The organism is Coprococcus sp. AF19-8AC (genome assembly GCF_003603115.1).
Taxonomy (GTDB): domain Bacteria; phylum Bacillota; class Clostridia; order Lachnospirales; family Lachnospiraceae; genus Coprococcus; species Coprococcus aceti.
The window spans coordinates 205,762-225,859 of sequence record NZ_QTMI01000005.1 but is presented as its reverse complement, the minus strand read 5'-3'; the positions used below and the strand labels follow the sequence as shown (position 1 = coordinate 225,859).

15 protein-coding genes are annotated in these 20,098 nt (G+C 45.5%); 7 read left to right on the top strand and 8 right to left on the bottom strand.

Annotated features, from left to right (window positions below; genetic code table 11):
- Window positions 1–107: 107 nt before the first annotated feature.
- The 6 genes from DWX57_RS12630 to DWX57_RS12605 all read right to left on the bottom strand — a co-directional run bounded on the left by DWX57_RS12630 (window position 108) and on the right by DWX57_RS12605 (window position 7,276).
- Window positions 108–911 carry an HAD family hydrolase gene (locus DWX57_RS12630; protein ID WP_120124535.1) on the bottom strand — a complete coding sequence of 268 codons (804 nt, stop codon included), beginning with the start codon at window positions 909–911 and terminating at the stop codon, window positions 108–110.
- 119 nt (window positions 912–1,030) lie between these two features.
- Window positions 1,031–3,019 carry a glycoside hydrolase family 31 protein gene (locus DWX57_RS12625; protein WP_120124562.1) on the bottom strand — a complete coding sequence of 663 codons (1,989 nt, stop codon included), beginning with the start codon at window positions 3,017–3,019 and terminating at the stop codon, window positions 1,031–1,033.
- Between the two features lie 10 nt (window positions 3,020–3,029).
- Window positions 3,030–3,755, bottom strand: coding sequence for a sce7726 family protein (locus tag DWX57_RS12620; RefSeq protein ID WP_022217318.1), 726 nt, complete (start codon window positions 3,753–3,755; stop codon window positions 3,030–3,032).
- A gap of 148 nt (window positions 3,756–3,903) precedes the next feature.
- Window positions 3,904–4,827, bottom strand: a complete 924-nt coding sequence (locus DWX57_RS12615) for a DnaJ C-terminal domain-containing protein (RefSeq protein WP_015533746.1) — start codon at window positions 4,825–4,827, stop codon at window positions 3,904–3,906.
- 193 nt (window positions 4,828–5,020) lie between these two features.
- Window positions 5,021–6,322 carry a phosphopyruvate hydratase gene (eno, locus tag DWX57_RS12610; RefSeq protein WP_119998594.1) on the bottom strand — a complete coding sequence of 434 codons (1,302 nt, stop codon included), beginning with the start codon at window positions 6,320–6,322 and terminating at the stop codon, window positions 5,021–5,023.
- 177 nt (window positions 6,323–6,499) lie between these two features.
- Window positions 6,500–7,276, bottom strand: coding sequence for a ZIP family metal transporter (locus tag DWX57_RS12605; RefSeq protein ID WP_117550784.1), 777 nt, complete (start codon window positions 7,274–7,276; stop codon window positions 6,500–6,502).
- Window positions 7,277–7,682: 406 nt separating this feature from the next.
- Between DWX57_RS12605 and DWX57_RS12600 the strand changes: the two genes are divergently transcribed.
- Complete coding sequence (locus DWX57_RS12600) at window positions 7,683–9,206, top strand: Mur ligase family protein (RefSeq protein WP_055223107.1); 1,524 nt, start codon at window positions 7,683–7,685, stop codon at window positions 9,204–9,206.
- Window positions 9,207–9,759: 553 nt separating this feature from the next.
- Here DWX57_RS12600 and DWX57_RS12595 read toward each other — a convergent pair.
- A complete protein-coding gene (locus DWX57_RS12595) occupies window positions 9,760–10,662 on the bottom strand; it encodes a deoxyribonuclease IV (protein ID WP_120124559.1) in 903 nt (300 codons plus the stop codon).
- Window positions 10,663–10,854: 192 nt separating this feature from the next.
- Between DWX57_RS12595 and DWX57_RS12590 the strand changes: the two genes are divergently transcribed.
- From DWX57_RS12590 to DWX57_RS12580, 3 genes are all read left to right on the top strand, one after another.
- Complete coding sequence (locus DWX57_RS12590) at window positions 10,855–11,214, top strand: VOC family protein (RefSeq protein WP_117550788.1); 360 nt, start codon at window positions 10,855–10,857, stop codon at window positions 11,212–11,214.
- Window positions 11,215–11,287: 73 nt separating this feature from the next.
- The gene (locus DWX57_RS12585; RefSeq protein WP_004850005.1) at window positions 11,288–11,713 is read left to right on the top strand and encodes an FKBP-type peptidyl-prolyl cis-trans isomerase; all 426 of its coding nucleotides are present in this window, start codon (window positions 11,288–11,290) and stop codon (window positions 11,711–11,713) included.
- A 46-nt stretch (window positions 11,714–11,759) separates the two neighbouring features.
- On the top strand, window positions 11,760–12,470 hold the full coding sequence (locus DWX57_RS12580) for a DUF3800 domain-containing protein (RefSeq protein ID WP_118649726.1): 711 nt from the start codon (window positions 11,760–11,762) through the stop codon (window positions 12,468–12,470).
- A 204-nt stretch (window positions 12,471–12,674) separates the two neighbouring features.
- Here the strand turns inward: DWX57_RS12580 and DWX57_RS12575 are convergent, their stop codons facing one another.
- Window positions 12,675–14,177 carry a sodium-dependent transporter gene (locus DWX57_RS12575; RefSeq protein ID WP_118017247.1) on the bottom strand — a complete coding sequence of 501 codons (1,503 nt, stop codon included), beginning with the start codon at window positions 14,175–14,177 and terminating at the stop codon, window positions 12,675–12,677.
- A gap of 506 nt (window positions 14,178–14,683) precedes the next feature.
- On the opposite strand from DWX57_RS12575, the gene DWX57_RS12570 reads away from it, so the two are divergent.
- The 3 genes from DWX57_RS12570 (at window position 14,684) to DWX57_RS12560 (ending at window position 20,092) form a co-directional block, all read left to right on the top strand.
- Entirely contained in the window at window positions 14,684–16,276 is a 1,593-nt protein-coding gene (locus tag DWX57_RS12570; protein ID WP_120124532.1) for an alpha-amylase family glycosyl hydrolase, read from the top strand.
- A gap of 241 nt (window positions 16,277–16,517) precedes the next feature.
- Window positions 16,518–17,864 (top strand): glutamate-5-semialdehyde dehydrogenase, encoded by a 1,347-nt coding sequence (locus tag DWX57_RS12565; RefSeq protein ID WP_117550794.1) that lies wholly within the window; start codon window positions 16,518–16,520, stop codon window positions 17,862–17,864.
- An 86-nt stretch (window positions 17,865–17,950) separates the two neighbouring features.
- Window positions 17,951–20,092, top strand: a complete 2,142-nt coding sequence (locus DWX57_RS12560) for a YhgE/Pip domain-containing protein (protein WP_120124530.1) — start codon at window positions 17,951–17,953, stop codon at window positions 20,090–20,092.
- Window positions 20,093–20,098 lie beyond the last annotated feature (6 nt).

Below are 20,098 nucleotides of genomic sequence, written 5' to 3'. Positions count from 1 at the left end.
GATTTAGTGGTCACTGCTTACATTATCAATAAAAGGCCCAGCCACTGTTAATAAGAGACTGAGCCTTTGATTTCTTTCCATTATTTATGTCTGTTTCTATACTTCGCCTACAAGTTGGCTGCCAGCACCTGCTCCATAACCTGGAGCACTCCACGCTCCTCATTGGATGGGGCGCGGAATCTTGCAAACTTCTCCATGCCAGGCTGCGCATTTGCCACGATATAGCTGTAGTATACCGTCTTCAGCATCTCCGCATCGTTGAAGTTGTCTCCGAATGCCATCATCTCACTGGTATCGATACCAAGAAGTTCTCCGATCTTTCTCATGGCCATTCCCTTATTGATACCTTTATTCATGATGTCGATCCATTCTCTTCCGCCCACAGTGACTGAGAAGTTATCTCCAAAACGTGGCGTATAGATCTCTTTGTACTTCACGGCAGCATCCTTATCAGGATCAAATATCGTAAACTTATTGGCCTCGACGTCAAGGCTTCTCATATCATCAACAAACACAAGCTTACTGAGAAATGCTTTGAAAAACTTCGCATACTTCTCGTATTTTTTCAGGACATATGCTCCGGATAGAGCACACAATACAGCAACACCATCCGTCTCGTCCTCCACAAAGCGTATCATACTCTGGTACTCTTCCACATCCATCAGGCTCTTGTATATGATCTTGCCGCAATTGGAAATAGCCGCACCGTTATCACCGATGACCACCATCTTATCCATCTTGTCTCCGAACATGTCCCTCAGGGTGTACATAGGTCTTCCGCTGGCTACAACAAAACGAATCCCCTTCTCATCCAGCCTGTCAATGTAATCAAAGAAACCATCCGGGAGTTTTCCATTCTCCATAAGCAGTGTGTGATCCATGTCGGATGCTATTAATTTTACGTTCTTCATGTCTTCTCTTCCTTATATATTCTCTGATGTTATATTCTCTGGTGTTATATTTTCTGATGTCTATTAGGTAATATTATATATTAACCATGCCTCTGCCAGCTTATCCCTTGCCATGCATCCTATTTAAATAAGAGCACACTGTTCTTCTCTAAATCATACTCCCTTGTATAACCGTCATCATCGTACAGCATATAACTGCTGTTCTTATAGCCGATCAGCTGCATTGTAGTCTTATCAATATCAGCAACGCACTCCGCCACATCCACGACAGGTATACATTTGCCGTTTCTTACAAACAGGATGACTTCATTCAAAGGTACCTCAACAAAGTGATGTCCCGCAGGCATCTCCGTCTGCGTGGCGCTGCCATCTGCCGTAAACCTTACAAGCATCATATTCTCTGGCAGATACACATATCTTCCGATGGCATTCTGCGTGTAAACCGGTGCGATCATGATCTCATTTCCAAGCATGAGCTGATCCTCCACATGGGCCGCGATCTTATCATCTGGATATTCAAATGCCAGCGGCTTGAACATCATGTCGTCCGTCAAGGCAGCCTTCATGTACTCGCTGTATATATATGGAAGCAATCGGTAACGGACACCGATCACATTCCTGAAATCCTCTATATGCTCAAACTGATAGCACTCCTGATCTCTTGTACCCTCACAAGAATGGTCACGCATGAGCGGAGTGAACACACCGAGTGCGAGCCATCTGAGAAGAAGATCCCTTGAAGTATCACAGCCAAATCCGCCGAGATCCGCGCCCGTATACAGGAAACCGCACATATTCATGGACGGAAGCATCTTGATGTTGAGCAGGATGTGTGACCACCACGATTTGTTATCGCCCATCCAGACGCCGCCATAACGATGCATCCCTATATAAGACGATCTGGAGAACAAAAGTCGTCTCTCATCCGGTGAGATCTCGCGAAGCGCCTCGCCTGCCGCCCTTGTCATGTTATATCCAAAGAGGTTGTGAACCTTGTCGTGACGCACCATCTCCCCATCCACATTGTGATACATAGATGCGTAATCCTTCGGATTGTTGGCAACACCTGCCGCCATACCCGAGATGCCCCAGACATCGTCCACAGTCTCGTCCTTCTCAATGAACTTCTTCATAGCTTTCTTCAGCTCGCTCACGCCCTCCGGGGTGAAGAAGATCGCCGGCTCATTCATGTCATTCCAGAAGCCCTCTATACCTGCATCCGTCAGAATCTTGTACTTTGCACCGAACCAGCGTCTCGCCTCAGGGTTCAGCACATCAGGGAAATGCGTATATCCCGGCCATACCGCCGCAACGAAATCACTTCCATCTGCTCTCTTGCAGAAGTAGTTATTTGCCACGCCCTCCTCATACACATCGTAACCTTCCTCAATCTTTACACCGGCATCAATGATCGGGATCAGGCGTATATTATCCTTTTTCAGATTCTCCACATACTCCGAAAAATCGCCAAAGTCGTCATTTATGGTGAAATCCTTATAGCTGTCCATGTAATCTATATCCATGTAGACCATATCGATCGGGATGTGGTTCTCTCTGTATTTCCTCGCCACCGTCTCAAAGTCCTCCGGTGTCTTGTATCCCCAGCGGCTCTGTCCAAATCCAAATGCAAACTTTGGTGGTATATAGCTTCTGCCTATCATCTTTCTGAACTGCTTTGTGATATCATATGGGCTGTCACCTGTTATCACATAGATATCCAGATCTGCGCTGTCGCAGAAAATGTGCAGCTCATCGCACTTCGTATATCCCACGTCAAATGTGATCGTGGATGGATAGTCAAAATACAGGCCAAATTTCTGCGCTCCTGAAACTATAATAAAGTTGTGTGATGCATACAGTGAGTATACATCCTCGTGATGATGCGGATTGTCTGCATTGTTGCTTATGTACTTGTAGCCTCTCTTGTTGATTCCTCTGTTCGCCTCGCCAAGGCCATACACTATATCACTGTCCTCAAGACCAAATGTGTACGAAAATCCGGCTGTTAAGTCTATATTGCCGTGATCTGGCTGTCCTTTTTCTGCTGCGATATCTACCACTACTGATTCTGTCTGAAATGGCTTTCCGTATGTATACTTCTTTATCATGCTGTCACCTCTATGCATCTCTCTTTTTTCTTCTGTATCTCTTTTTCTTTCTCCTGACCGTCTTGCCACGCTTTGCCGCCTGAGCCTTCCTGAACTCCTGTATCTGCTCGATCATGGCGGCATAATCCCTCTCGAACAGGATCTCACTTATCTCATGATGCACGATCTCCGCCGGAAGTCTGTCAACTATGAGGGTTCTCACAAAATCCTTGCTCTTTCCCTTATACATCGGAAGGCTGTAGGTCTCCTGAATATGTGCAAGCTCCGGTCTCCACAATATACGTATGGTACGAAGCAGATCAGCCCGTGGATTAGGCTGCATCTCCCTGACCACGTAGAAATCGATCTTGTGAGTCAGCTTGTCTGACACTCCATCCTCCAGGCCTTCTGCATCTGGCTTGCCATCTGTATCTGACTTGATGCCTGTATCATATTCTTCAACAGATATGATCCCCCAGTAGTCTGGTACATGCTCTGCCACATGACCTGCATGTGTACTTCCCACCACCACGATATTCTGGTCAAAATATAGATCATAGTCTGCTACCTGACTCTCCAGCCGCGTGTATGTATCCGCATCACTTTTTATCTCGATTCCCACTATCTTGTCTGGAATGACCATTACCACATCCGCACGGGAGTTTCCGACGGTCTTCTCCTCAAGGATACGCACCTTGCCATATCGCTCCTCAAGGAAATCAAACAGGGGTTCTCGTATATCTTTATCTAATAACATTTTCCCTCCTGAAATCAATTGTTTAAAGTAATCTTTATATGTATTTTTGTCTGCAAAGTCAAGAATCTCCCGCTTTAGCTGAGAAAACCAGGGCAGACCGCTCATAAAGTGAGCTTTCCGCCCTGGTTTCTATGTGAACATAATATTATCAGCCCTTGTTCACAAGCTCTGTGAACTTCTTAAGCGCATCCTTCGCCTCTGGTGAAATGTTCCTTGGAACTGCAATTCTCACGGTAACATAATGATCTCCATGGGTATTGCCGCCCCTCGCCTGGACACCCTTGCCACGAAGCCTTATCTTGCTTCCCGACTGAGTACCCGGTGCTATCTTGCACTTCACATCACCGAACATGGTGTGGACCAATATCTCTCCACCGAGAACTGCCGTGTCAAATGGCACAAGAGCCGTGGTGTATATATCCAGACCCTTTCTCTCATAACCTGCCTTGTCTCTTACATTGACCTTCAGCAGCATATCTCCAGGCTGACCCTTGCCGGTTCCGGGATATCCCTTGCCAGCCAGTCTTATCACACCGCCGTTGTCTATACCCGCCGGAATGTGTACAGTGAACTGGGAACTTCCTCCCCGTCCATCATTGAATGACAGAGTCTTGTCGCAACCATATACTGCATCATCAAAATCTACCGTGACACTTGCCTCCATATCTCTGCCCCGCGCATTGAAGCTTCCCTGACCGAATCCGCCAAATCCACCTCTCTGTGAGCGGCCACCGCCGCCAAAGAACGAGCCAAATATATCGCCAAACATATCACCGAAGTCTCCACCCTCAAAGTGGAAGCCTCCGCCTCCGAATGGATCACCACCGGCGGCTCCACCGGAGCCATCGAATGCAGCCATTCCAAACTGATCATACATCTTCCTCTTCTCGGCATCAGACAGTACCGCGTAGGCCTCAGAGGCCTCCTTAAACTTCTCTGCAGCCGTCGCATCGCCAGGATTCGTGTCCGGGTGGTATTTCTTCGCCAGGGTTCTATATGCTCTTTTTATCTCAGCGTCTGTGGCTGTCTTTGATACGCCGAGAACTTCATAATAATCTCTTTTTGAAGCCATGATTCCTACCTCCCGATAAGCCTATGTATAGTTTAACACTATCTGTCAAGTGATTCCATATTTTTAATGTTAAAATACACACATATTATCTGGCAATTTTTAGTCATTTTTTTATTTAATTAAAGTATAAAAAAAGCACCTCCGCCGATGATTCCACCAGTGGAGATGCATTCGTATGGCTAATGCTATTATCCTACTGCTTTACGTTGAAAGCTTTGATTCCAGGATATACAGCTGAGTCGCCAAGCTGCTCTTCGATTCTGAGGAGCTGGTTGTACTTTGCAACTCTCTCTGATCTTGAAGGAGCACCTGTCTTGATCTGGCATGTGTTGAGTGCTACTGCGAGATCTGCGATAGTTGTATCTGCTGTCTCACCTGATCTGTGTGATGATATTGCTGTGTATCCAGCCTTATGAGCCATCTTGATAGCCTCAAGTGTCTCTGATACTGAGCCGATCTGGTTGAGCTTGATAAGGATACAGTTTGCGCATCCCATCTCGATACCCTTTGCAAGTCTCTCTGTATTTGTAACAAACAGATCATCACCGACAAGCTGTACCTTGTCGCCAAGTCTTGTTGTGAGCTTCTGCCATCCTTCCCAATCCTCCTCGTCGAGACCATCCTCAATTGAGATGATAGGATACTTCTCAACAAGCTTTGCCCAGTGCTCGATGAGCTGCTCTGCTGTATACTCTGTTCCAGCCTTTGGAAGCTTGTACCAGCCCTTTCCCTTCTCGCTCTTCCACTCTGATGAAGCAGCATCCATAGCGATCTTGAAGTCCTTACCTGGCTCATACCCAGCCTTCTTTACAGCCTCGAGAATTGTCTCGATAGCCTCCTCGTCAGACTTAAGTGCCGGGGCAAATCCACCCTCATCACCTACTGATGTAGCAAGGCCTCTCTCCTTGAGGATTCCTGCAAGTGCGTGGAATACCTCTGCACACCATCTCAGACACTCCTTGAATGATGGAGCGCCAACTGGCATGATCATGAACTCCTGAACGTCAAGTCCTGATGACAGAGCATGACATCCACCGTTTACGATGTTCATCATTGGAACTGGAAGCTTGTTTCCTGAGATTCCACCGAGGAATCTATAAAGAGGAATGTCAAGTGAGATTGAAGCTGCTCTTGCTGCTGCGATTGAAACTGCAAGGACAGCATTTGCTCCAAGGTTTGACTTGTCCTTTGTTCCATCAGCCTTGATCATTGCTGCATCAACTGCATATATATCAGACGCATCCATTCCTGTAAGTACGTCATTTATAGTAGTATTTATATTCTCTACTGCTTTCTGAACACCCTTGCCGAGGTATCTTGACTTGTCTCCATCACGAAGCTCAAGTGCCTCAAACTCACCTGTGGAAGCTCCACTTGGCGCCGCACCACGGCCTACTGTTCCATCTGCCAGATACACCTCCGCCTCAACTGTTGGATTTCCTCTTGAATCAAGGATCTCTCTTCCTATTACCTTTTCGATCTCAAGATAATTCATCATTTTTATATTTCTCCTTTCTTGTATCGCGCGAGTATAACCCCTGCTGTCCCTCCGATTCAGCAGTTTACAGAGGGTACAGGAGCTCACATGATCTACGATGTTAGTTTAAGCTAACTTATATTTAAAATCAACATAAGTAGTTGCTCATATTTTATCATTTAGCATTTTTCGTCATTATCCAAGTGCCACATCCAGCACCATCATAAGAGCGAAGCCCACCGCCGCACCGATGGTTCCTATATTGGTATGCTCGCCCGCCTGAGACTCAGGTATCAGCTCCTCTATGACCACATAGAGCATGGCTCCCGCCGCAAATGCAAGGAAATACGGAAGAAGTGGTGTGACCTGGACAGCCAGCAGTGCCGTGAGGAAACCTCCGACCGGCTCCACAGCTCCGGACAGCGTTCCATACAGAAATGCCTTCTTCTTGCTCATGCCCTCGCCAACAAGCGGCATGGACACAATTGCGCCCTCCGGGAAGTTCTGTATAGCGATTCCTATGGAAAGTGCAAATGCACCTGTGATGGACACGCCCATATTGCCCATGGCTGCGCCGGCGTACACAACGCCCACTGCCATGCCCTCGGGGATATTGTGGAGCGTGACTGCAAATATCATCATGGTCGTCTTCTGAAGCTTTGACCTGACGCCCTCCGGTTTGTCACTTTCCAGATGAAGGTGCGGTATCACCGTGTCAAGAACAAGCAGGAATATGATTCCAAGAGCAAATCCGATAAGTGCCGGCAGCCACGCTATCTTGCCCTGTGCCTCCGCCATGTCTATTGACGGAATGAGCAGTGACCATATGGACGCCGCGATCATGACCCCCGCCGCAAACCCGAGCAGAGCCTTCTCCACAAGCGGAGAGATCTTATCTTTCATAAGGAAAACCATGGCCGATCCCAGTGTTGTTCCGGCAAATGGTATAAATAATGTTATGAACTCTGACATTTCATCACCTCTTTATAATATGTATTCTGTCTATACTATATTCATATAACCTCTTCACTAGTTCATCTTTCTTTTTTAAATTGCGACTACAATTTAATTGAACAGATGCACTTTGTCAACACAAGTTTTTGCATATGATAGAAGTTATCAATACCGGGTCAAAATGCTTCGCATTTCGACAATTTAAGTGCTATAATACCTGATGTTATGCTATAATAGGCATGGTTATACCAGCTTGGATATATTTGTATGCAAATGGAGATAAATATGAAGAGAACAGAACTAATGATCTGAGTATTTTTTATTTGACATAATTATTTATAGAAAGCATAATAAGTGATACATTTAGTCGTACGGATCATAGTCCGTACAAATACAATAAAAGACACATTCCAAGGGGAAAAGTATGAAAGAGAATTTACAATTTACAGCTTTATTGGATATTTTAAGCAGGCAGGATCTTATAACTGAATATTCGGAGGATTGCAAAGACATCACTCCTTCCCATATAACCATCAATTCCAAGGATGTGGTCCCAGGTACATTCTTCGTGTGCAAGGGTGCCTCATTTAAGGAGGATTACCTGAAATCAGCCATCGCACAGGGCGCCATCGTATATTTGTCACAGCAAAAGTACGACGACGTGGACATCCCTTATATTATTGTAAATGATATAAGAAAGGCCATGGCTCTTGCTGCCAGATGGTTCTTCGGCAATCCAGGCGATAACATGACCAAGGTCGGAATCACCGGAACAAAGGGAAAGACCACAGTTACATTTGTCATGAAGGATATACTGGACAAATACACCGACAACAGATGCTCAGCATTCTCAACCCATGAGATTGATGTTGGAACAAAGGTTTTTGAGACCACTCTCACCACACCTGAGCCTATTGAACTCCAGACATACTTCGACATGGCTGTAGATGAAGGCTGTACACACTGTATAATGGAAGTTTCTTCCCAGGCCATGAAGATGAACCGCATCTACGGAGAGCACTACAAGGTCGGAGTATTTACCAATATCGACTACGATCACATCAGCCCGACAGAGCACGCCTCCATGGAGGACTATCTCGGATGCAAGGTATCCTTCCTGAAGCAGTGCGACAACGTTGTGCTGTACAGTGACACAAGATATTTTGAAACTATATATAATGAAGTAAGGGACAAGCACGTTGTTGTATACGGAAGCAAGGAATCAATTGAAAAGCTCATGTCAAGGGATGACGATTTCTTTGAAAAGGATACTGAATTCGCCAGCATCCACAATGAAGATCTCACAGACCATAACAGCTACTTTGAGCTTATATACGGAGGAGAGAACAGAGCATACAACACCAACCTGATCGGTGATTACAATGTTGAAAATATTGTTGCCGCCATCATCTCCTCTCTTCTCATCGGCATTCCAAATGATCAGATCAGAAGCAGCATCAGAGATGTATATGTTCCGGGAAGACTACAGGTATATCACTGGAAGGATCGCACATTTATGATCGACTACGCACACAACTATATAAGCATGTACAGACTGTATGAGATGGTTAAAAAGACCATGAAGCCAAAGTCTATAACCGTTGTATTCGGCTGTGGCGGTGAGCGTTACAAGAAGCGCCGTGAGGATATGGGAAGACTTGCTGAGCAGTATGCCGACAAGGTTGTTCTCACCATGGAGGATCCGGGCTTTGAGTCCTGTGAGGAGATCTGTAAGGAGATCAAGCAGTACATCACAAAGCCTTGCTATATAATCGTTGACAGGGAGCAGGCTCTCACAAGAGCCCTCGATGAGGCTCAGCCTGGCGAGCTTGTCATCACGACTGGAAAGGGTATTGAGAGTACCCAGAGAATCAACGGAACTTTTGTGCAGTGCCACTCTGATGCGCAGGTCATCGAGCACTGGCTGACAGAGCATCCGGAGAAGTAAGGGACGGACGGTAATCAGTCCTTCATCTGTATTCAGTTCATGAAAAAAGAGATGTATGTTGTGTATGTGCTATCACGTTCGACTGCTGTCACTTCAGAATTTTCCATTTGCACTCGCTTACGACCGCGATAAGGGCGCTGCGGTCTTCAGCTCGGCAGGAAAATCCTGAAGCTCGGCAGTCTTCACTACCGATAGCCCATACACAACATACATCTCTTTTATTATAGTTTTTGAAGCAGATGAATGGCTGATTACCTGTGTTTTGACTTATCATTAGATATGCAAGGGGTAAACCACAGGTTTATTGCCTTTCTTGCGGCTCAGCTTATATAGTAGAAACAGGGCGAAAGCGCTGTTATGCAGGTGACAGGAGTTGCCTATCAGACTGACGTAAACTTAATAGTCGTAGCAGGCTGTAGAGTGATGATGCGTGTGATGTTTCGGGAAACAGTGCATGGCTGAGCTTCATAAGGGTTGTTTGTTTACCAAAACTCGGATAGGCAGAGATGCCGAAAGAAAACATTCAGGGAGTTCTACTAAGTAGAACTCCTTTTTATCTGTTATCTTCCACCACTTTCTCCCTCATCTTCGGATCGAATTTCCCATTTCGGATCATTGCTATTTCCCGTTTGAACGGCTCGTAGCTTTTCTTGCTGTTTTCCGGGTCTTTGATGTATGGGGATTCCAGGATCTTTGGGACTTCCATGAAGTCTGGGTGGTTCATGATGTACATGAGCGGTTCAAAACCTATCTTGCCAAACCCAAAGTTCTCGTGTCTGTCCTTAGCCGCTCCCGGCTCGTTCTTGCTGTCGTTCATGTGAAACACGGCTATCTGATCTCTGCCGATGAGTCTGTCGAACTTCTCCACGACTCCATCGAAATCATGTATGATGTCGTAGCCCGCATCGCTGGTGTGACAAGTGTCAAAGCACACACGAAGCTTGTCATTATGACTCACTCCATCATAGATTCGCGCAAGCTCCTCAAAGTTTCTTCCAATCTCACTGCCCTTTCCCGCCATGGTCTCCAGAGCTATGTGGCATGCGGTGTCCGCGGTCAGGACTTCATTCAGGCCCTTTACTATGCTTGCAATTCCCTTGTCCACGCCCTCCCCTACATGTGAGCCCGGATGAAGGACTATGGTCTGTGATCCCATCGCTGTCGCCCTGTCAATCTCCTTTGCAAGAAATTCCACTGCAATCTCATAGATTGCAGGATTCACAGTATTTGCAAGGTTGATTATATACGGCGCATGGACCACGAACTCCTCTATGCCGTTCTGAACCATGAGTTCATGTGCCTCCTGTATCCTAAGCTCCGATATATCCTTGCGTCTCGTATTCTGTGGTGCGCCTGTGTAGAGCATAAATGTATTTGCGCCAAATGCCACAGCATCCTTCACTGAGCCTAGCATCATCTCCTTGCCCGACATACCCACATGACATCCTAATTTCAACATAATTTATCTCCATTCATTCTAAACTGGTTTCAGTTTACTCTATCCTCGCCGACTGCACAATACGCTGCCGCTGCAATCAATAAATAGTTTTTTCTAATTTTACCATATATTATGTAGACTGTTTGCAAATCATTTGGTAAACTAAACACTAGAAACCAACTTATATTATACACTTGGGGGAAAACCGCTATGCAATTAAAAAATGTACTAATCGTCGTAAATGACATTGAACGATCAAAAAAATTTTACAAAGATATCTTCGGGCTTGAGGTTATCTTGGACAACGAGGGAAATGTGATCCTGACGGGAGGGCTGGTCCTTCAGGATGCAACTATTTGGGCTGAATTCATTGAAAATCTTGTAATTCCACATAACAATGCTTCGGAGTTATATTTTGAAGAAAATAATATCGAGGAGTTTGCACAAAAACTTGATGAGTCGCCATACAACATTGAATATGTCAATCGTCTCATGACTCATTCATGGGGACAAAAAGTCATCAGATTCTATGATCCTGACGGCAATCTTATCGAGGTCGGAACGCCATAATTTTTCCTATATCCATTCCCTCTATTTCATGTTACAATTAATGACATATTACCCAATTGGAGGACAAATTTTTATGAGTAACACAGGAAGAACCTGTAAGGTTCACTACACAGGAACATTCAACGACGGAACAAAGTTCGATTCTTCATATGACAGAGGCGAGCCTATCGAGTTCGTTTGCGGTGCAGGACAGATGATTCCGGGATTTGATCAGGCAGTTGAGGGCATGAACGTTGGCGATATCATCGATGTACATCTTCGTCCTGAGGACGCATACGGAATGCCTGACCCGGAGGCCATCATCAAGGCTCCTCTTGCAGATATGCCTGGCGCTGAGAATCTTGAGGTCGGCAATCAGGTATACCTTGCCAATTCCATGGGACAGCAGTTCCTTGTAAAGGTCATTGAAAAAGATGACGAATCCATCACATTTGATGCAAACCATGAGATGGCCGGCAAAGAGCTCAACTTCAAGATAGAGCTTGTATCAGTGGATTAACACTTAGACATGGCGAAGAATTCGATTATATAAGGGGGCAGGAATCGTGAACATTTACATAGACGAATCAGGTTCTATCAATAAATATGCCACAAACGATCAGTATTTCGTGGTGTCTATGATCCATGTCCTCGATCCCGTCGCCCTTGAGCGTGCTTACAAGAGATTTATTTCTTCCAACTATGAGATGCTTCTTGATCTGGACAGTGACAAGGTCGATGACATGACCGGCAAGATCACCAAGCACGGCGGGAGAATGTTCCGGGACGGCAAATTCCGTGAACTAAAAGGTGCACAGTTTGACAGAGACATGAAGCACATATTTGTGGATTACTTCTCCAGGAAGCATCACTTTGACGTGTACTATATCATGATGAAGAATGAAAATCTGCCGAACCGCTTCTTCGACAACATCTCCAGGACATTCAACTTCTCCATCAAATCTGCCCTGCTCTACTTCATACAGAATGGATATCTTCCTGACGAGGACTGCTTTCTGCAGCTTGACGAGAGGAATGAGCGGGTGGAGAACAAATCATTCCTTGAAAATTACCTGAACACCGAGCTTTCACTGTCAGGTCAGGTAGCGGGGAATTTCTCAGTGAGCTACTTCGATTCAGCCTGTAACAAGTTTGTGCAGATAGCGGATGTATTTTCTAATCTGTTCTATTCACATCTGCAGACTGGACATTACACTGAGGAACTTGAGCTTATGAGAGAACTTGGAATACTTAAGGGTGTTTACGAGCTGACATAATCAAAAAGGGATTGAACCTTGCGACCCATATCGCGGTTTCAATCCCTTTTTTGAAATATTTAAAATACCAATTGCCTCCGAGCGATGCTCACACAGAACACTTACATAGATAAACGCACTATCGAAGGACTTACTGTTGGTACTTATATAATATCATGTTTTGCTTCAAAAGACAATAAGTCCGTGTTAAATTCACTGAAATTTTCACTCTTTTTTATCTGTCCTGCTCTCCCGTCCATGTCCAAACGCCAGATAGCCTATGAAAAGAACAAACAATGCTGCAACTCCCATCCAGATACACAGCAGTTTTGGTCCCTTCGGGGCAAATGTATCGTAGTATCCCTTGAAATAGATTACCACAATTATAAGCGGCAGCACGTATGACATGTATTTTCTTAGGTACTGCGGAAACGGCTTACCGATACCGGTGTCTGCCTCAGCGACAAAGTTTTCAAATCCCCATCCATTCTTTCTTGTACAGAACAGGACAAAAAGTAATGATCCGAGTGGGAGGATATTTCCCGATACGAGAAAATCTTCCAGATCCATGATATTTGTACCCGCTCCCATCGGAGTGATTCCTGAAAGCACATTGAATCCAAGCACAGCCGGCAGGGAGAGCACTGATATCCCGATCAGATTTATAATAAGTGACTTCTTTCTCTTCCATCCAAACATATCTATACTTATCGATATGATATTCTCAAACACCGCGATAACCGTGGAAAGCGCCGCAAATGACATGAATATGAAGAACAGAATTCCCCACACTCTTCCTCCCGGCATGTGGTTGAACACATTCGGCAGGGTCATAAACAGAAGTGATGGTCCCTTGTCCGGGCTGATCCCGTACGCAAAGCATGCTGGCAATATGATGACTCCGGCCATGAGTGCCACAAATGTATCAAGGTACATAACACTCTTCGCCTCGCCAGACAATTTTCTCTCCTTGCCTATATAACTTCCAAATATCTCCATGGATCCCATACCTACACTGAGTGTAAAAAATGCCTGGGTCATGGCGTCAAATAATACATTGCCCCAGCCTCTGGCATTTGCACGCTCGATACTTGGAACAAGATAGAACTTAAGTCCTTCTTCGTTGCCCGAGAGCATGAGCGAATTCACTGCCATGACTATCATCAGAACTATAAGTGCAAACATCATGATCTTTGTCACCCTCTCCACTCCGTTCTGAAGTCCCAGTGAACATATACCTATACAACACACGATGACCGCAAGTGTGATCGCGACCATAAGTCCCGGTGATGCAAGCATCCCTGTAAATTTGTCTTCTATTGCTTCTACTGACCCACCATGAAGCTGTCCTGATCCCATGACGTACACATAGTATACCATCCAGCCCGCTACCATAGTATAAAACATCATCAGCAGATAGTTGCCGGCATAGGCATACCAGCTGAATTTATGCCAGTTGCCGCCCTTCGGCGCAAGCTCCTTAAGCGCTGAACCAACGCTCTTGCCACTCCCTCTGCCTATCGCAAACTCACAGGTAAGGATAGGATATCCCAGAAGCAACAGACACAGCAGATATATCACGATAAATATCGCTCCGCCATTCTGCCCGCATATATACGGGAACTTCCATACATTTCCAAGGCCAATAGCACATCCCGCCGACACGAGGATGAACCCAAGTCTGGAGGCGAACTTTTCTCTGTCGCCGTTGTTATTTTCTTTACTCATACACTTTTCCTTTCACAGATATCAGTATTATTTGCGTCAGATGTTTACTTCAAGCTGTTACATTCTGTATTATTTTTTCATTTATGCTGACACATACCTTGTGATTGTAACATATATCATTGCATTTGTGTGTTTAAACTTTTACAGTTTAAAGCAAATTTTATCACATATTTGAACCAGATAAAATACAGATATTTTTATGTTTGCTGTGCGTTTTCAACAAGTATATTTTCCTGCAAAATAAATCTATTAATTTACATATAAAGGATTACATTTTTCCATATTATATTTTATTATAATGAGTAGAATGTTCTTAATACTAATAAGATCGTTCTCCGTATTTTGAGGCAGATTTCTGTGTGGGTTTGCAGTACCTTATACCTTAAACCACCAGCGCATAGCTGCAAGTGCGCTGCTCATATTATGGAGGAACGAATAGTAACGCATGCGCCGCGCGAAGTGCATTTATATGCGCATGCTGCATTTTTATAAGGAGGACATTTATTATGGCTACATGGCTTAAAGATGCAATTTTTTATGAGATATACCCACAGAGTTTCTACGATACCAACGGCGACGGTATCGGTGATTTCAACGGAATCACTGCAAAGCTTGACTATATCAAGTCTCTTGGATGCAACGCTATCTGGATGAATCCTTGCTTTGATTCACCATTTTCCGATGCAGGCTACGATGTAAGGGATTACAAGAAGGTTGCCGAGAGATACGGAACAATGGAGGACATAGAGAACCTCTTCGCTGAGGCTCACAAGAGGGACATGCACATTCTCCTCGACCTGGTTCCAGGCCACACATCTGAGGAGCATACATGGTTTACCGAGAGCAAAAAAGCTGAGCCAAATGAATACTCAGATAGATATATGTGGACTGACGGATGGCTCTGTGGCGGTGCAGGTCTCAACTACATCGCAGGAGAATCACCAAGAAACGGTGCCTACATCGTCAACTTCTTCAAGTGCCAGCCGGCTCTCAACTATGGAGTGCTTAATCCAACAGAAAAGTGGCACAAGAGCATGTACGATCCTGCATGTATCGCAACCAGAGAGGCTATGAAGGACGTATGCCGCTTCTGGCTCGACAAGGGCTGTGACGGCTTCCGTGTAGATATGGCAGATTCACTTGTAAAGCATGATGATGCGAACAAGAGCGGAACAGTTGCCGTATGGCAGGACATTCTCGGCGATATACACGCTGAGTACCCTGAGTCAGCATTTGTATCTGAGTGGGGAAAGGCTGAACAGTCAATCAAGGCCGGCTTCGACATGGACTTCTATCTCGACTGGATGGGCAACGGATATAACTCTCTGGTAAGAGATTACGAAGCTCACCTGAATGCATTTGCATCTCTTCCAGAGTCACTTGACGACAGCACGGAGAACAACAGCTTCTTCAAGGCTGACAGCAAGGGAACCTGCGACCACTTCATTGATGAATACATGGGAAGATACGAGCAGATAAAGGACAAGGGTGCTATAGCCCTCATCACAGGAAATCACGACACTACACGTATCAGCTACGGACTCTCTGAGGATGAGTTAAAGCTTGCCTACGCATTCTTCCTGACAATGCCCGGCAATCCATTCATCTACTACGGCGATGAGATCGCCATGAGCTTCAGAAGCATGGCAAGCAAGGAGGGTGGATTCACCAGAACCGGCTCAAGAACTCCTATGCAGTGGACAAGCGGTGACAACATGGGCTTCTCATCAGCGCCTGCCGACAAGCTCTATCTGCCGGTTGATCCTGCAGAAAATGCCGCAAATGTTGAGGCTTCCGAGGCAGATCAGAACTCCCTGCTCAATACAGTGAAGGCCCTCACTTCTCTCAGGCGTTCACAGGCCGATCTGCTGGACAAGAGCAACCTTGAGATCATCAGCAGAAAGCCACTTGTATATAAGAGAGGGAATCTACTCCTTGCAGTGAACCCTAAGAATACAGACACCCAGTCAAGGAAGCTTGCTGAGCTGACTGGTGACGCAAAGGTTATCTATTCTATAGCAATAAACGGCACACAGCCAGGTATCGCTGACGGAGTTATCACTCTTCCGGCACAGAGCTTTGTTGTGATAAGCTGCTAATTTGGAGCAATATATAACAACTCAATAACCATATAAAAAGGTCATCACATAATATGGCAATCATACACAACGGAGATTTCATTTTCCATGTGGGTTGCTCATATTATGCGATGGCCTCTTTTTATCTTCTTCCCTGTGGTCATCTCCCCAAACTTGTGGTAATATTTAATGGATTATATGCTCATATGCCACGACAGAATAAATGCACATGACATACCGGATTATAAAGGAGAACAATATTATGAACATGCAGGAAGCTACAAGCATCATGAAGGCTGACAGCTACAAAATGGCTGCACTTTCAGAAGATACAAGAAACAATATACTAGTACATGTAAAGGACGCACTCATCGCACATAAGGATGAGATATTTGCGGCAAATGCAAAGGACATGGCTGCTGCCGAGGAGAACGGGATCGCTGCATCAGTCAAGAAGAGACTGAAGTTCGACGAGCACAAGCTCGCTGACGTGACAAATGGAATCGATGAGCTCATAAAGCTCCCTGATCCGGTTGGACAGATCCAGCTCAAGAGAGAGCTTGACGAGGGGCTGGTCCTTCAGAGAGTCTCCTGCCCTATAGGTGTCATCGGAATCATATTCGAGGCAAGACCGGATGCGCTGGTCCAGATATCATCATTGTGCATCAAGAGCGGCAACTGCGCAGTACTCAAGGGTGGCAAGGAAACTGCCAACACCAACAAGGCTCTCTTCGATGTGATCTACAGCACAGCCGTTGCAAACGGAGCACCAGAGGGCTGCATGCTCCAGGCAAGCCAGCACAACGAGATCGATGAGCTTCTGTCATGCAACAAGTCCGTTGACCTGCTCATACCTAGAGGCTCAAATGCATTTGTGCAGTATATAATGAACAACACCAAGATTCCTGTCATGGGACACGCAGACGGAATCTGCCACACATACATAGACAAGGATGCAGATATAGAGAAGGCTATCCCTATCATCATAGATGCAAAAACACAGTACACCGCTGCCTGCAACGCAACGGAGACACTTCTCATCCACAGGGATGTGGCAAATGAAATGCTTCCAGTCATGGCTAAAGCTCTCAGGGAGAATGGTGTAAAGCTACGCGGAACCGCAGAGGCAGCGGAGATCATCAAACGGGCATACACAGCTGACGGTCAGGCCAATGGTTCACATACGAATGCCGCAACTGACAGCCAGAACGTTTTTGAGATCATGGGAGACGACGATTTCAATACAGAGTATCTTGACCTGGTACTCTCAGTCAAGATCGTGAACAATGTCCAGGAGGCTATCTCACACATCAACCACTTCGGTTCACACCATACTGACTGTATCGTGACTGAAAATGCCGACACTGCCGACCTCTTCATGCAGCTTGTCGACTCGGCGGGAGTATACCAGAACTGCTCCACAAGATTTGCCGATGGCTTCAGATACGGTTTCGGCGCAGAGGTCGGAATCAGCACAAGCAAGATCCATGCAAGAGGCCCTGTAGGACTTGAGGGACTTGTAACTTACAAATACAAGCTTTACGGACATGGACAGATAGTTGATGACTACGCAACCGGAAAGAAGCAGTTCCATTTCAAAGACCTGTAGAATAATGAACGATCATCAGCGGGGACTTTCTCATGTACATCAGTCCTCGCTGATGCATTTACTATATAAATAGGAATTACATAAAAATGAAAACAATACTGAAAATATTCAAAAACGACCTGATCGGTATCAAAAAAAGTATACTCACAATAGTTCTCGCCGTTGGACTGTGCATACTGCCTGCGCTGTATGCATGGTTCAACATATTTGCAAACTGGGATCCATATGCCAATACCGGCAATATCAATATCGCCGTCGTCAACCTGGACAGGGGCTACACAGACGCAGACGGCAACGAGATGAACATGGGTCAGTCCGTGGCTGATAAACTGAAAAGCCAGACCAGTATCGGATGGGTATTCCCAGATTCTGAAAAGTCCGCCATCGACGGTGTGAAATCAGGCAAATACTATGCCGCCGTCGTCATTGATGAGGATTTCTCCTACAACATGTTCAATGCCCTGACGGACAACTTCGTAAATCCAAGCTTCACCTACTATGAAAATGAGAAGAAAAATGCCGTGGCACCTAAGATAACCGACACCGCAGTCTCTACTCTCAAGACAAGTATCAACGAGACCTACGTCAAGGCGATATCACAGAAGCTTATCACTGCCATTGACGACTCCGACACGGATCTGTCGAAGGATCTCAAGGGAACGGACTTCATCACAGCACTCAAAACCGTCGATGACAATCTCGCCGGATATCAGAAAACCATAGATTCCATAATCAAGGCAAATAACAAACTCAAGACCAGCACAAAGCTCAAGGACGCAACTGACAAGAGCAGCAAGCTTCTGTCCGATGCGGGTTCCGCCATTGATTCAAGCATGTCTGATATAGACTCAGTGGGCTCAACCTACTACACTGTCAGGAATTCTCTTCAGGATCAGATCGACAGCATCGCGCAGGACATACAGAATCTGAAAAGCTCTGCAAAGCTTATCCATATGAAGGATGATGCAGAGAACATATCTGCCGATCTTGAGAATATCAAGGCAGATGCAGACAAACTTCAGCAGAAGATCGATGCAGTCGACGAATATATCAAATCTCTTGACATAAGCAACACGAATGAGGTTTCAGATGCCCTCAACAAACTTGACAAGCTGAAAACAGAGGTTAAGAAAATTTCCTCTCTCACCGCTGACACCATCGATAGTCTGGATATGTCTGCGATCACAAATGCAGAAAATGCCGTATCAGATAAGCTCGACCAGATCATCGACTCTGTCTCAGACATCGACGATACATTTACCAGTCAGGTCATTCCTGACATGGACAACATAATCCTGAACATCAAAAATGCACTGAAAAACGCTCAGGATCTGTTAAATACCCTGAATTCTACCATAAACAGTGCAAGCTCTGTATTTGACAATTATAAGGTGACTATTGCATCAATGAACACCAGTCTCACAGACCTCTCCGATCTCATAAGTGGTATACGTGACAAGATCCAGACCGCCACAGACGAGATCAACAAGGCCGCCGACAGCGAGGTGACCGACATGATCATCGCCTTCCTCAATGGAGACTCAGAGGCGCTGGCGTCATTCCTGTCAAAGCCTGTTGCCGTCGAGGAGCATTACTACTACAGCATTGCCAACTACGGTTCGTCCATGGCACCATTTTACTCAGTGCTTGCCATCTGGGTCGGAATGACAATTCTCGTCTCCCTCATGAAGGTGCATGTGAAGGATGCAGACTATCTGAAGGATGCCAGACCACACCAGTTGTTCTTTGGAAGATACCTTATTTTCTTCCTGTTGTCTCAGCTTCAGGTTCTGGTCATAGTGCTTGGAGATCTGTTCCTGCTGAAGATACAGTGTCTGCACCCATTTGCATTCTGGGCAACTGCGGCACTCACAGGGCTGACATTTTCAATATTGATATATTCACTCACCATATCATTTGGCGACATAGGCAAGGCCCTAGCTGTTGTGATCATGGTGCTGCAGATAGCGGGGAGCGGTGGAACCTACCCTATAGAGGCTCTTCCGAACTTCTTCAGACAGGTGTACATATTCTTCCCATTCCCATATGCGATAAATGCAATGCGTGAATGTATTGGCGGAATGTATCACGCAGACCTGTTCAAATATCTGCTTGAATTGTCAATTTTCATTGTGGTTGCACTGGTCATAGGACTTATAATCAGAAAACCATTTATCCATATCATGCACTTCATCGAGAAACGTATGGAAGATACGGATATGATGTAATGCAAA

Bases quoted from the DNA above. Each gene is read 5' to 3' on its own strand.
- DWX57_RS12630 (WP_120124535.1), bottom strand. From the start codon at position 911: ATGAAGAACGTAAAATTAATAGCATCCGACATGGATCACACACTGCTT.
- DWX57_RS12620 (WP_022217318.1), bottom strand. From the start codon at position 3,755: ATGTTATTAGATAAAGATATACGAGAACCCCTGTTTGATTTCCTTGAG.
- DWX57_RS12565 (WP_117550794.1), top strand. From the start codon at position 16,518: ATGAACATGCAGGAAGCTACAAGCATCATGAAGGCTGACAGCTACAAA.
- DWX57_RS12600 (WP_055223107.1), top strand. From the start codon at position 7,683: ATGAAAGAGAATTTACAATTTACAGCTTTATTGGATATTTTAAGCAGG.
- DWX57_RS12585 (WP_004850005.1), top strand. From the start codon at position 11,288: ATGAGTAACACAGGAAGAACCTGTAAGGTTCACTACACAGGAACATTC.
- DWX57_RS12570 (WP_120124532.1), top strand. From the start codon at position 14,684: ATGGCTACATGGCTTAAAGATGCAATTTTTTATGAGATATACCCACAG.
- DWX57_RS12590 (WP_117550788.1), top strand. From the start codon at position 10,855: ATGCAATTAAAAAATGTACTAATCGTCGTAAATGACATTGAACGATCA.
- DWX57_RS12615 (WP_015533746.1), bottom strand. From the start codon at position 4,827: ATGGCTTCAAAAAGAGATTATTATGAAGTTCTCGGCGTATCAAAGACA.
- DWX57_RS12605 (WP_117550784.1), bottom strand. From the start codon at position 7,276: ATGTCAGAGTTCATAACATTATTTATACCATTTGCCGGAACAACACTG.
- eno (WP_119998594.1), bottom strand. From the start codon at position 6,322: ATGAATTATCTTGAGATCGAAAAGGTAATAGGAAGAGAGATCCTTGAT.
- DWX57_RS12560 (WP_120124530.1), top strand. From the start codon at position 17,951: ATGAAAACAATACTGAAAATATTCAAAAACGACCTGATCGGTATCAAA.
- DWX57_RS12575 (WP_118017247.1), bottom strand. From the start codon at position 14,177: ATGAGTAAAGAAAATAACAACGGCGACAGAGAAAAGTTCGCCTCCAGA.
- DWX57_RS12625 (WP_120124562.1), bottom strand. From the start codon at position 3,019: ATGATAAAGAAGTATACATACGGAAAGCCATTTCAGACAGAATCAGTA.